The sequence below is a fragment of the Pseudomonas sp. NBB genome (genome assembly GCF_032701105.1).
GTDB classification, from domain to species: Bacteria; Pseudomonadota; Gammaproteobacteria; order Pseudomonadales; family Pseudomonadaceae; genus Aquipseudomonas; species Aquipseudomonas asiatica.
Genome location: NZ_CP103994.1, coordinates 3,013,620 through 3,026,515 on the forward strand (window position 1 = coordinate 3,013,620; position 12,896 = coordinate 3,026,515).

Sequence of the window (12,896 nt, forward strand, 5' to 3'; positions counted from 1 at the left end):
GCTCCCAGGGTTGCCTGCCAATACCTGAATCGACTGCAACGGGCGGCGAAGGTTTAAACGCCCCGCCCTACGGCAGCGGGTTGCCGCCGGTCACGCCGAACACCTCGCCGGTGATGTAGCTGGACTCCTGGCTGGCCAGCAACACATACACCGGCGCACACTCGGCGGGTTGCCCCGGTCGCTTCATCGGCGTTTGTGCGCCGAACTCGGGGATTTTCTCCGGCGGCTGGCCGCCACTGGGCTGCAGCACGGTCCAGATAGGCCCCGGGGCCACGGCATTGACCCTGATGCCGCGCTCGATAACCTGCTTGGCCAAGGCCTTGGTAAAGGCGACGATCGCGGCCTTGGTGGTGGCATAGTCGAGCAAGGTGGCCGAAGGCTGGTAGGACTGGATCGAGGCGGTATTGATGATGGTCGCCCCCGCCGGCATCAGCGGAACAGCTGCCTGGCACAGCCAGAACAGCGCGTAGACGTTGGTTTTCAGGGTGTGATCGAACTGTTCGTGGCTGATCTGGCTGATGTCCTTGCGCGCCTCCTGCTTGCCGGCGACGTTGACCAGGATGTCCAGCCCGCCAAGTTGCTCATGGGCCTGGTCGACCAGCTCCTTGCAGAACTGCTCATCCTTCAGGTCACCGGCAATTGCCACCACCTTGCGGCCTTCGGCTTCAATCAGCTTGATGACTTCGCGGGCATCGGGTTGCTCGATGGGCATGTAGTTGAGGGCAATGTCGGCACCCTCACGGGCAAAGGCGATGGCCACTGCACGGCCGATGCCCGAATCCGCACCGGTGATAAGCGCCTTGCGCCCTGCCAGGCGGCCAAAACCCTTGTAGGTGGTTTCGCCGTGGTCTGGCTCGGGCTGCATGTTGGCATCCAGCCCCGGTGCTGGTTGGCCTTGGGCCGGGAATGGTGGATGCGGGTACTGGGTCAGCGGGTTCTGCATGCTGAACTGGTCGTGGGGTTTGTTAGGCATGGGGGCCTCTCCTCTGGTGTACCGGTGTTGGCCCATTCGCGGGCTTGCCCGCGAAGGCCGTCTTACCGTTTTCGAGGAGAGCCCTCATCGATGGTTTTTTTCGACTGGCCCAAACACCGACCAGCGGTCACACCGGGCTAAACAGCACCCGCCTGAAGGCCTCGGCAGCCAAGTGCACCTGTACCGCCCAGTCCTGCGCCGCGTCACTGCCGGCATCATCGGAAATGTACTTCAGGCACACGAACGGGATGCCTTCGCTGCGTGCGATCAGCGCCAACACGTAGGCTTCCATGTCGACCACGTCATAGGGTGCATCGCCATGGTTGATCTCGAAGCTGTCACCACTGCCGCAGGTCTCCAGGGGCAGGCCGGGGATCTGCGCCCCATGCTCCAGCACCACCGGGATGTCCGACAAAGGTGTCTGGTAACGGGCGAAGCCCAGTGGGGTCACGTCCATGTCGCGCTGCACGAAGCGGGTGCAGCACACCACCTCGCCCTTGCCATGGCCCTGGCTGCCGGCCGAGCCGAGGTTGACGATCAGCCTGGGCCGGCGCGCAGCAATGGCCTTGGTCAGGGCGATGGCGGCATTGACCTTGCCGATGCCGGTGAACACGGTGTTGACGTCAGCGAATACATCGCCGGCCTCGGCTTCGAGGGCGAAGACAAACAACGTGTCGTCCAGGGAAATGTCGGGGAATTGCTTGATCAGCATCATGGCGCAGGTGGTTCCGGGTGGCTGCGAAAGGCGCGGCCATTTTCGGTCAACCCCGGCTAATTGCAAGCCCCGGCGGCCACCACGGCTCGTAATGCCTGCGCCCTGCCCAAGCCTGCAGCGCTGGCCTGGGCCAGGCATTGCAGCTGCTGGTCGGCATGGGTGCCATCGCGCAGCAGGCGCTGTGCATGCAGGAAGGCGCGTTCGGCGTCTACAGTGTCGATCGGCAACTGTTCCTGCAACTGGGCCAACCAACCTACGGCCGTGACCGGCTGCTGCTCATGCAGGCCAATGAACTCGCCCTGGCGCCCATGGCGCATGGCGCGCCAGTAGTTTTCCTGGGTGATCCAGCGCTGCTCGCGGTTGCAGGCGGACGAGTCGTGCCGGTACACGATGCTGTGCTCGACCAGGTGGCGAAATAGCGCGGCGATGCACAGCGCGTCCTCCAGCCGCGGGCAGCCATCGCAGATGCGCAGTTCGACCGTCGGGAAGCGCCGTGAAGGCCGGATCGCCCACCAGAAGTCGCCATCCGCGGCCAGCGACCCTGTGCGTTGCAGCAATGCACGGTAGCGCTCGTAGGCAGCCCAGTCCGGCAACGGCTCGGGCAAACCCATGTGCGGCCACTCCCCGCAAATTACCCGCCGGTAGCTCATGTAGCCGGTGCACTGGCCTGCCCACAGCGGGGATGACGTGCTCAGCACCAGCAACAGAGGCAGCCAGCCCAGAACACGGTTGATCAATTGGATGCGGTCGCAACCTGGCGGTACGCCCACGTGAACATGCAGGCCGTTGAGCAGGCTGCGCCGCGCCACATGCCGGTAGTCAGCGAACAGTTGCTGGTAATGCGCAGGGGTTGCAGGTTTCTGACGCAGCCAGGCGGCATTGGGGTGGCTTGCCGCGCCGTACAGGCCCATGCCCTCTTCGGCCAGCGCTGTGTTCAGCCGCTGGCGGCTGTGCTGGAAGAACTCGCGTGCCTCGAACAGGTTGGCGAACACCGGCGAGGCCACCTCGATCTGGCTGCGGAACATTTCCTGGGCAAAAGGCTGGCCCAGCGCCTTGCGACAACGCCCGAGCACGGCTGGCGAAGGTGTGGCTGGCACCTGCCCCGTGTTCAGGTTCACCAGCAGGTATTCTTCCTCGATGCCGAACGTGCAGGGTCGGGCCATGCTGCCTCAGCTGTTGCGGGTGACTGTGAGCACCACCGCGGCGATGCGCTCGACCTGCTCGTAACCGGGTTCGTTCAGTTGCTCGCCAAACACGTCCGGGTCGATTTCCCGATACACCCAGGACCATTCCGGGCCTGCCAGGCGCAGGCGAATGGCTTCGAGCAAGGCATCACGGCCTTCGCTTATCGCCACGCCGGTATACAACAATAGCGAGCCCCCCGAGCCGAGCCGCTCGCAAGCTTGCTCGACGATACGCAGCGAAAGCTGCGCGCCGAGCGAACCACCGCCATGCCGATAGGTACGTTGGCAGGCATCCAGCATGTACGGCGGGTTGGCAACGATAAGGTCGAACAGCCCGGTAATGCCGTCGAGCACGTCACTGGGTTCCACGGAAACATTGCTCAAGCCCGCCAATGCCGCGTTGATCGCGGTATAACGCAGCGCGAGCGGGTTGATATCCACGGCGCTGACCTGGGCATGGGGCGCCGCGCGGGCGATCAGCAAGGCGCCGACACCCGTGCCGCACCCGATATCCACGGCATGCTCGACACGCTTGGGGGTGCGTTGCAGGTGATCGTGAATCACTTGGGCGAAACGGTAACTGTCGGGGCCGAGAAACACTGCGTCGGTTTCCTCGGTGGGGTAAGCAGAGTGCAGCAGCAGCAGGTCGTCGATCGTGGACCAGCGCACGGTGCTGATCAGCAGTTCTCCGTGCTGCTTGAGCACCTGGGCCCGCCGCATCTGGTCCAGCTCATCGGCAGAAACCAATGACGAACGGAACGGGCGGCTCCAGCCGAACACATCGCGCACTGTCCTGGCTTGCCCGGCTTCCGGGCGCGCATTCACGCGAGCATGGGTTGCCGGGGTGACACAGGTGAAGCGGTAGCCGTCGGCGCGCAGGCGCCTGCCCAATTGCAGCATTGCCAGGTCAGCCTGGATTTGTTGTGGATCGAGCAGCATCAGCGGGTTACCTCCTGATTCAGGCCGGTAGCACGCAAGTAGCGCCGGGTGGCCAGCAACCCTTCCGGTGTCGCATGACGGTTACCGGACATCGTGTCGATCAACGTCTGGATATCGGCGTCCGGGGCAGGAGTCGCGAGCGTATCATCCGATTCCACCTTCACCTCCCAGCTGCCGGGCAGCACGCGACGCCCGCGGGCTTGCAAGCCTGCAGCGATCCAGTCGTGCCATAGCTGTTTTTCATACGCCGTGAACACGCCATACATCGGTGCCGAGGGGCCATCGATGAGTCCCCACCAGCGGCTGTTGGCGGGTGCTTCACCACGGCGGATCCAGCCCTGTGCCTGCAAGGCTTGCAGAAACGCGGGCATGGCACCGGGCTCGGCCAGCCATTGGTTGACGGTGCGTTTTTGCAAGCGGCAATGGTCGGAATGCATGAATTGGCCAAAATTGCGCTTGCGCTCCAATGCCGACAGCAGCTCGGATTCAAGATCGAAGCTGCTGATCAGGCTGGGTGTATCAAGCCCCAGGTCATTCAAGCGGTACCCGCTGCGCACCCGCTGGTAGAACTGGCCAGCGTCGTCGACCGGGCAGAGTTGGCGTAGCGCCTGGATGGACAGATGCGCATGCCCGCTGGCCGCGTTGTCGATGGTCACATGAAGCTGGAAATAATGGCCATCGATGCCCACTTCCGCCAGTTCGTAAGTGGTAATCAGCAAATGCAACGGTGGTTGTTCATAGCCCAGGTTGTAGCCGATCAGCTCGGGAAGAAAATCATCGCCATGGCGCCCCAATGCCAACTGCAAGGCACCTTGCAGGTAACGCTGGTCGTCCAGTTCAGTCAGGCCCAGGCAACCCAGCCGGCTCAACAGCCGTTGGTAGATCAGCACATGGTTGCAGCGCGGATCACCGCCACCCAGTTCTTCCAGGTAGGTGCGAATCAGGCCGTGATAGCGCGGATCGCCCCAGTGGCGCAAGGTGCTGTGCAGCCATGCCCCGTCCACTGCCTTGGTGGGTGCCACTTGTTGCAGGAACCACAACGCCTGGGCGCGGTTGGCAAAGTAGCGCCGAGGTGCGCCTTGGCGGCGTTGTTCGAGGTAACCGGCATAGGCTTCGGCCACCTGGCTTGCATGGCCAGCGCTCCAGGCTTCCAGCTGAGCAGGATCGGCAGGCAGGTCATCCGGCAAACGCTGCGCGCGTGCCAATTGTTCGCTCAGCCAGGCTTTGCTCGTGGTGTCGTGGCTCACGAGCAGCTTGTGGTAACGCTCCTTCAGGCTTGGCCCAGTTGCCGAAGCCGGTATCACCGCGCCGGTCTTGCGGGTCATTACCGTCATGCCGTAGTCCTTGTCCGCGTTTTATTGGCTGGGTTTCTGCCCGGGCATCGGTTCAGGGGCCGGCGCCGGTTGGGTAGCGGGTTTGTCGCCGGGTTGCTGCATCTGCAGCGAAGGTTTGCTTTGGTCGGCATCCTTTGCCGGGTGGTCGTTGTCCCGGTCGAAACAGCCACCCAGCAAGCCAAGCGTGCCCACCAGCGCTATCAGGGGGATCAATCGCATGGGGTTCTCCTCATGTGCAGAATCGCAGTGCCCGATCACCCGGGCACTGCGTAGGCTCACTTACGAACGGCCGCCCTTGCGGCCCGATTCGCTGGTACGGCCACCACCGGATTGCTGGCCGCCCTTGCGCCCAGCTTCGGAGGCTTTTTCGCGGTCATTGGCAAAGTTGCCCGGGTTCTTGTTGCCACCCTGGCTGCCTTGCTGGTTGCCGGTGCGGCTGTTCTCTTTGTTGGCCATGGTCTTAAACCTCGTATGACTTCGGAATGCACGGCATTACCCGCCGTACACCTGTTGGGAGTTCGGTCATTTCGGCGGATTCGGTTTAATGCGAAGCGTTCGGACCAGCGGCATTAAATAAGCGGCATCAGCATATTTGGCGCGCCTGTCAGTCGCGCGATGTGCTTTCCAGGCGTGCCTGTCGCCTTCCCAGCACCCCGCCGGTCAGCGCCCAACCCAAGGCAATCAACGTACCGATCAACATCGCCAGTTGCGGATACTCGCCCATCACGTCCAGCGCGCGTTTGAGCCAACCACTCAACGCATCACCGCCGCGGTAAACCACGGTGTCGATGAAGTTCTTGGCCTTGTACTTGTCCTCGACGGGCAGCACGGTGAACAGCATCTCCCGCCCCGGCCGCACCAGCGCGTACTCACCCGCCCGACGCACCACCATCACCACCACGAACCCGGCGAACATCGGGGCCAGTGCCAGCCACAGGAAGCCCGCAGCCATCACCAGCGGCACCGCCACCAGCAGCACGCCCACCCCCAGCCGGCGGGCCAGGCGACCGGTGAGGAACACCTGGGTGAGGATGGCCAGGGCCTGTACCACGCTGTCGATCAGGCCGAACACCTGGGTTTGCCGGGTACGGTCGGTGAAGGTTTCGCTGACGATGCGTGCCTGCTCGAAATACAGGAAGGTGCTGACACTGGCGAGCAACACCACGAACAGGGCAATGCCCAACAGGTAGGGCGAGCGCAGTACGGCAGTGGCACCGGCAAACGGGTTGCCGCCCAGTGGCCGGGAATCCGCCCGCTCGGCTTGCGCCGGTAGAGGGTTGAGCTTTCGCCAGCGTTGCAAGTACAACGTAGCGCCAATGCTGCCCAAAAGAAGCGCTGCGGCCAGCACCAGCAAGCCGGCATGGCCCAGCGGCGCTACCAGCAGCGTGCCCAGGATGGGGCCGCTGAGCCCACCCAGGCTGGCCCCGGCCGCCAGCAGGCCGAACAGGCGCTTGCCTTGTGCGGTGGAAAACAGGTCGGCGAGCACGCTCCAGGCCAGCGAGATGCTCAGCAGGTTGAACACCGACAACCAGATGTAGAAGGCCCGCGCCGCCCATGAAGCTTCCGGATTGCGGGCGAACAGCATGGCGAACAGCAGCAGGTTGCTGGCAAAAAAGCCGTAAGTCCAGGGCAGGATGTACCGGCGCTGCACCTTGGAGGCCAGCCAGCCAAACAGCGGCAGGCACGCCAGGGTGGCGACGAAAGTGCCGGTGAACAGCCATTGCAGGTTGTCCACGCCACCGGCGACGCCCATGGTTTCGCGCACCGGGCGCAGCATGAAATAGCCAGTGAACAACAGGTAGAACAGCAGCAAACCGGCGATCACCGCCGGCCCTTCGCCGGGCTGGATGTTCAGCCCCTGGTCCAGGCGCCGCCGCCAGGCTGCCATGGTGTCAGGCAAACTGCTTGATCAGCGCCTGTTGCTGCGCCTGGGTCAGCAACGGCCCGTGCCCGGCCTTGAGCTGGTCAAGTTGGCGCTCGGGCCGGCTGGTCGCGGGGATGACCGTGGTCACCACCGGGTGACTGATGGCGAACTTGAGAAACAGCTGCGCCCAGCTGCCGACACCCGCCTCTGCGGCCCAGCCGGGCAAGGCCTGGTCCTTCACCCGGGCGAACAGGCGGCCATCGTCGAACGCCCGGTTGACCAGCACGGCGACGCCCTTGTCCTGGCACAGCGGCAGCAGTTCGCGGGCGGCGTCGGGGGCATTGACCGAGTAGTTGATCTGGATGAAGTCCAGCGGCTCGCTGCGCACGATGCGGGCTACCTCGTCCTGGCCACTGTTCAGGTAATGGGTGATGCCGACATAGCGGGTCTTGCCCTGCTGCTTCAATTCGCGGGCATAAGGCAGCTGGGTCTGCCAGTCGCGCAGGTTGTGGATCTGCAGCAAGTCGACCTTGTCGGTGCGCAGGCTCGCGAGGCTGCCGGCCCATTGCGCTTCGGCGTCTGCCCGGCTGTCGGCGGCGATCTTGGTGGCAATGAAGCATTGCCGGTGCCAGCCGCCCTCTTCCAGCAGCTGGCCGAGAATGCTGTCGGCGCCGCCGTAGTTGGGCGAGGTGTCGATAACCCGGCCACCGCCTTCGAAGAACGCCTGCAGTACAACTTTCAGCTGCTGGTACTGGGCAGAACCGGCTTGCACTTCGAAACTGCCGGAGGTACCGGCGCCGATCGCCGGCAGCGCTTCACCGGTGCTCGGCACTTGGCGGGTCAGCAAACCCGCCGGGGCAGCGGCGTGCAACCAGGGGCTGGCGGCCAGCAAGCCCAAAGTGGCACCCGCACGTAGGACATCACGACGTGCGTACATGGAAAAGCTCCCGTCATGAAGCGGAAACTTTCAAGGCTAGCCGCAGCCCCCGGCTGCGTCCGGTGTTTCTGTATCTGGATGTTTAGCGATCAGGCTTGCAGCAACAGGCTCAGGTCGACACCCGTCTCGCTCATCGGCGGACACCAGTAGTATCCACCGGTCAGTGGCCGGCTGAAGCGGTACAGGCCGTCGATGATGCCGTCCTCCAGGCCGCTCATGCGCCGCAGCTGCACCTCGAACGCATCGAAGCTGTGGCCCAGGGCCACGAAGGCCAGGCCAGCGCCGCGTTGGTCTGCCCAGGCCACCGAACGACGGACCATGAACGCTTCTGGTTCGAAACTTTCCTGGGCCGTGCGCTTGACGTGGGCGGACTCGGGGGCGTCGTCGAGCTCTTCGTTGTCGCTAAGGCGCCGGCCGATGATGTTGTCCTGGTCAGCCTGGGGCAGCGACTTGAAGTACTCCAGGTCGTGCTTCCACAGCTGGAACGCGGCAAAGCTGGAGCCATCGGCGCCAATTGCCGCCTGCACGGCTTCTTCGTCCACCGGGTTTTCGGTGCCGTCCTCATAGCCGGTCAGGTCATGGCCGCCACGGTGCAGGAAGCCATCGACGCTGTCGGCCAGGCGCAGGGCCGGAGCCAATGCCAGCTCAAGGGCCTGGGCCCGCAGCAGCAGGTCACCGCGCTCGTCGCCACGCAGCCACAGCCACAGGGCGTGTTGGGTGCTGGGGTTCTCCACTGCAGCATCCAGCTGAGGGAAGGCGCGCAAGCCAGGTACGTCACGGCCCAGGGCCTTGGCCAGCGGGGCACCGACACCCAGGATCAACTGTTCGCCATCGACCTGCGGCAGCAAGGCATCCAGGGCGGCAGGCAGGGCCTCGGGCGACTGCAGGGAGAAGAACAGGTGACGGGCGTGGGCCGGCACCGGGGTGGCAAGCAGACCTTGCTGGAACGGCATGACAGGCTAATCCTCGGTAAAAACAGGAATGCTACTGCGCCTGCGGGCCTGCTGCAACGCGGCATACAGCCTCGCTGGGCGCTGCGCTCGGTAACAAACGGTTACCAAGGGCTGGCGTTTTGCGATTAGCTATCAATCAGGGCCGACCTACACTCCACCGGATCCTTCGCCCGAGAGACCGCCCATGACCGCCTCCCCTTTGCTCACCGCTTTTCTGCCGCTGGCCCTGGGCATCATCATGCTCGGTCTCGGGTTATCGCTGACCCTGGCCGACTTCGCCCGCGTGGTGAAGTACCCCAAGCCGGTGGTGGTAGGCCTGGTTTGCCAGATCCTGCTGCTGCCGCTGGTGTGCTTCCTGATCGCCAACGGGTTTGGCCTGGAGTCGGCGCTGGCGGTGGGGCTGATGTTGCTGGCCGCCTCGCCGGGCGGTACCACGGCCAACCTGTTCAGCCACCTGGCCCATGGCGATGTGGCATTGAATATCACCCTGACGGCAGTCAACTCGCTGATCGCGATCCTGACCATGCCACTGTTGGTGAACCTGTCGCTGAGCTGGTTCATGGCATCGGACCAGGCCATACCGCTGCAGTTTGCCAAGGTGATGCAGGTGTTTGCCATCGTCCTGCTGCCGGTGGCGCTGGGCATGCTGGTTCGCCGCTTTGCACCCGCCTTCGCCGCGCGCATGGAGAAGCCGATGAAGCTGGTGGCTGCGTTGTTCCTGGCGTTCACCATCGTCCTGGCGCTGGCCAAGGACTGGCAGACCGTGGTTGCCTACGCGCCGGTGGTGGGCCTGGCCGCGCTGCTGTTCAACCTGCTGAGCCTGAGCGTGGGCTACTGGGTACCGCGCCTGCTGAACATTCCCAAGCGCCAGGCGATTGCGATCGGCATGGAGATCGGCATCCATAACGGCACCTTGGCGATTGCCCTGGCATTGAGCCCTTCGCTGCTGAACAACGCCACCATGGCAGTGCCGGCGGCGCTGTACAGCCTTATCATGTTCTTCACCGCGGCGGCGTTTGGCTGGTGGGTGAGCCGCGGGCATGTGGTGGCGCAGCCCAAGGGTGAAACGGTGAATTGAGGGCCTTTCCACGTACCCTGTGGGAGATTCTATGGTTTTCAGCAAGCCAGTTTCGCGCCTTTAGTGACGTATTCGTCCTGATTTTTCATCAGGGCGAATGCCACCCGCGCGAGCTTTCTTGCCAGGATTACCAACGCTTGGGTTGTTGCTTTACCACTGCTCCGATGCTGTTCGTAAAGCCCTTTCCAGGCTGCCGATCTGCTGGCCGCCATCGCAGCGTTGTGCAATAAGCGACGAATTTCTGAACAACCTCGCTTGGTGAGGCGACGTCGCCCATTCTTCTGTCCGGAATCACTGACTCGTAAATCCATTCCTAGGAATGCAATGTACGAGTCACTGCTTTTGAACTCGCCCCTTGTAAAAGCCATCACCAATGCTGCGGCGGTGAGAAAACCAATGCCCTCTACTGCCTGGCAGCGAGCGACTTGTTCCTGCAGCCCAGCGTCTCGCAGTACTTCTTTAATCTTCTTTTGAATCAACTGATCCAGCCGATCTATCGACTTCACAAAAGTTTCGAAGGCGGCTTTCAAAAGGCTTTCGTTAGCCCAGCTCTGAGTCATTGCAGTACGAGCAGTCACCAAGGCGGCTCTGCGTCGCAAGAGGCTCTGAAGCTTGCCGTAGACAGCGGGAGGCGGGCTCCAAGGGCGAAGGTCCTCGCCTTCATTTTTTAAAAAACGGGACAGCAACCGAGCATCGGAGGGGTCGGTTTTAACCCGTCCCCCAACACTCTTCCGGTAGTTGCTCAATTGAAAACCATCGATGACATAGACCTCGAAGCCTAGGCTGTGGGCCAATTCAACCAGGTCCAAGTGATAGACGTTGGTCGCCTCAACAGCGATAGCGGTGTTGAGGGGTTGTTGCTTGAGCCACCTTCTGATCTCGAGTTTGGAGTTTTTGAGCCTGATGATCTCGTCGCGATCATCGTGGTGGATAACCAGCTCAGCTTTCGCGACATCCGCACCCACGATCAACTTACCTACCTGCATTGCCATGGGCCGCTCCTCACGTTATGGTTTTTCGGCTTGAAGGGGTTTCACCAAGAGGCGCTGGCTTGTTTCTATCGTCGCTTGCAAACGATGCATTCTTTATCGGCGCTTTGGTGGAAGGGGTGGGGCGATGTCTCCCACGGTCTGTACTGCTGTGAACAGTCAGAATCGGGCATTTAGTCCCACCACCCCTTCAAGTCTAACCATACAAGCGGGTTTACCCGCGAAGAATCCAACTCGGTGCATGGCACCGGCTGCGCCGGTGTTCGCGGCTGAAGCCGCTCCCACAGGGTCCCTGCTGACTCAATGAGTCATGTGCAGTTGCATCATCGTGGGCTGCTCTGCCAGTCGCTGTCACAACTGGCTGCGCTTGTGCCGCAACTGCTGTTTCAACACCTTCAAAGGCGGTGCATAGAAGAACCCGAACGACACACTCCCCGTTCTCCCCTTCACCGCATGATGCAACCGATGTGCGCGGTGCAGGCGCTTGAGGTAGCGGTTGACCGGCCGTGGCTTGCGTGGCCAATGCCGATGAAAGAACCCGTCGTGGGCCACGACATACAGCACGCCGTACCCCGCCACGCCGCCACCCACCCACTGCAAGGGCGCAAAACCACCCTTGCCCAGGGCCATCAGCAGCGTGGCGATCAGCCCCAGGGCTACCAGGTACAGGTCATTGGTTTCGAGCATGCCCAGTTGCGGCTCATGGTGCGAGCGGTGCAACCACCAGCCCCAGCCATGCATGATGTACTTGTGAGCCAGCGTGCCAACGCCCTCCATGGCCACCAGGGTGCCGAACAGTACGGCGAGATTGAACAGCATGGAACGGTCCGGGGGATGGCAAGGGAAGGCGCAAGGGTACCGATTGCCCGCGTTTTTTTCCATGCAGCCGTGACCGGTTGCGGGCCCTTGCGGATGAAGCCATTGTCATGTTTTTGCCCTTGACCTGGCCTGCCACGGGGCGTAACGTCCGCGGCGCAATTTTGCATCCCTGAACAGGAGACCTGCATTGGACAGTAGCCCCAGTCGCATGCGACAGGCCCACGTGGCGCGCTAGTCCGGCAGTGTCCTGCACTGTCTGGCCGGCCTGGCAAGACGGTGGTTTCTTGTAATCCCCCTCTTCTTCCTCCCCCTTCGTGGTCCTGCGCATTTTCTGGTTTTTCAACCGCGCCAGCTGATGGCGTTCTTGCGGGCGTGTGCCCGTGGAAGAGGTTTGCTATGGATTGGAAAGTATTTCTGCTGCGTGTCAGCATCGCCCTGCTGCTGGGGGCGCTGATCGGTGCCGAACGTCAACTGCGCCAGCGCCTGACCGGGCTGCGCACCAATGCACTGGTCAGCACCGGTGCCTGCCTGTTCGTGCTGATGACCCAGGCGGTGCCGGGCATGGCGCCCACCGATGCGTCGCGTATCGCCGCGTACGTGGTATCGGGCATCGGTTTTCTGGGTGGCGGCGTGATCATGCGTGACGGGTTCAACGTACGTGGCCTGAACACTGCCGCCACGTTGTGGTGCACGGCCGCAGTCGGCGTGCTGTGCAGCCTCGGGCTGCTGCTGGAAGCGACGCTGGGTAGCCTGGTGGTGCTGTGTGCCAACATCCTGTTGCGCGACATTGCCCAGCGCCTGGACCGCCAGGAAGTGGTGCCGGCCAGCGAGGTGGAGCAGCACTTCGAGGTGCGCATCGTCTGCCGCGCCGAGGACGAGATCCAGGTCCGCAGCCTGATGTTGCACAGCCTGGGCGACCCGCAGCTGCGCCTGCAGTCACTGCACAGCGAAGACCTGGCGAACCCCGCACGCCTGGAAGTACGCGCCGAACTGCTCGGCACCGCGCAGGCGCCAGCGCAACTGGAACGGTTGGTCAGCCGGGTGAGCCTGGAGAAAGGTGTAAGCTCGGTGCGCTGGCAATTGCAGCCGCAGGTGCTGGCGGCAGACTAGA

Annotated in this window: 13 protein-coding genes and 1 pseudogene; 2 read left to right on the top strand and 12 right to left on the bottom strand. The window is 63.0% G+C overall.

Translation table 11 applies throughout. From position 1 onward, the window contains the following. Positions 1-67: 67 nt before the first annotated feature. The 10 genes and pseudogenes from NY023_RS14235 to NY023_RS14280 form a co-directional block, all read right to left on the bottom strand. On the bottom strand, positions 68-973 hold the full coding sequence (locus NY023_RS14235) for an SDR family oxidoreductase (RefSeq protein ID WP_013972638.1): 906 nt from the start codon (positions 971-973) through the stop codon (positions 68-70). 127 nt (positions 974-1,100) lie between these two features. Continuing rightward, a complete protein-coding gene (locus NY023_RS14240; RefSeq protein WP_013972639.1) occupies positions 1,101-1,688 on the bottom strand; it encodes a nucleosidase in 588 nt (195 codons plus the stop codon). Between the two features lie 56 nt (positions 1,689-1,744). Continuing rightward, on the bottom strand, positions 1,745-2,851 hold the full coding sequence (locus tag NY023_RS14245) for a carboxylate-amine ligase (protein ID WP_013972640.1): 1,107 nt from the start codon (positions 2,849-2,851) through the stop codon (positions 1,745-1,747). Positions 2,852-2,857: 6 nt separating this feature from the next. After that, complete coding sequence (locus tag NY023_RS14250) at positions 2,858-3,811, bottom strand: N5-glutamine methyltransferase family protein (protein WP_013972641.1); 954 nt, start codon at positions 3,809-3,811, stop codon at positions 2,858-2,860. Beyond that, a complete protein-coding gene (locus tag NY023_RS14255) occupies positions 3,811-5,145 on the bottom strand; it encodes an iron-containing redox enzyme family protein (RefSeq protein ID WP_044047048.1) in 1,335 nt (444 codons plus the stop codon). Before NY023_RS14255 ends, NY023_RS14250 begins: the two co-directional genes overlap by 1 nt. A gap of 21 nt (positions 5,146-5,166) precedes the next feature. After that, a complete protein-coding gene (locus tag NY023_RS14260; protein WP_023661558.1) occupies positions 5,167-5,364 on the bottom strand; it encodes a hypothetical protein in 198 nt (65 codons plus the stop codon). Between the two features lie 60 nt (positions 5,365-5,424). Then, positions 5,425-5,544, bottom strand: a pseudogene (locus NY023_RS14265) (general stress protein); the annotation flags it as partial. A 205-nt stretch (positions 5,545-5,749) separates the two neighbouring features. Then, complete coding sequence (locus tag NY023_RS14270) at positions 5,750-7,033, bottom strand: NTP/NDP exchange transporter (RefSeq protein WP_013972643.1); 1,284 nt, start codon at positions 7,031-7,033, stop codon at positions 5,750-5,752. A 4-nt stretch (positions 7,034-7,037) separates the two neighbouring features. After that, positions 7,038-7,946: an aldo/keto reductase gene (locus tag NY023_RS14275; protein WP_044047049.1), complete on the bottom strand. Its 909-nt coding sequence runs from the start codon at positions 7,944-7,946 to the stop codon at positions 7,038-7,040. 89 nt (positions 7,947-8,035) lie between these two features. Further along, positions 8,036-8,899 carry a Dyp-type peroxidase gene (locus NY023_RS14280; RefSeq protein ID WP_013972645.1) on the bottom strand — a complete coding sequence of 288 codons (864 nt, stop codon included), beginning with the start codon at positions 8,897-8,899 and terminating at the stop codon, positions 8,036-8,038. 184 nt (positions 8,900-9,083) lie between these two features. On the opposite strand from NY023_RS14280, the gene NY023_RS14285 reads away from it, so the two are divergent. Continuing rightward, positions 9,084-9,977, top strand: coding sequence for a bile acid:sodium symporter family protein (locus tag NY023_RS14285; RefSeq protein WP_023661652.1), 894 nt, complete (start codon positions 9,084-9,086; stop codon positions 9,975-9,977). A gap of 38 nt (positions 9,978-10,015) precedes the next feature. Here NY023_RS14285 and NY023_RS14290 read toward each other — a convergent pair whose 3' ends face one another. Both NY023_RS14290 and NY023_RS14295 read right to left on the bottom strand, forming a co-directional pair. After that, a complete protein-coding gene (locus NY023_RS14290; RefSeq protein ID WP_013970314.1) occupies positions 10,016-10,969 on the bottom strand; it encodes an IS110 family transposase in 954 nt (317 codons plus the stop codon). A 348-nt stretch (positions 10,970-11,317) separates the two neighbouring features. Next, positions 11,318-11,785, bottom strand: coding sequence for a sterol desaturase family protein (locus tag NY023_RS14295; RefSeq protein ID WP_013972647.1), 468 nt, complete (start codon positions 11,783-11,785; stop codon positions 11,318-11,320). A gap of 396 nt (positions 11,786-12,181) precedes the next feature. On the opposite strand from NY023_RS14295, the gene NY023_RS14300 reads away from it, so the two are divergent. Beyond that, positions 12,182-12,895: an MgtC/SapB family protein gene (locus NY023_RS14300; RefSeq protein ID WP_013972648.1), complete on the top strand. Its 714-nt coding sequence runs from the start codon at positions 12,182-12,184 to the stop codon at positions 12,893-12,895. Position 12,896: the final 1 nt, after the last annotated feature.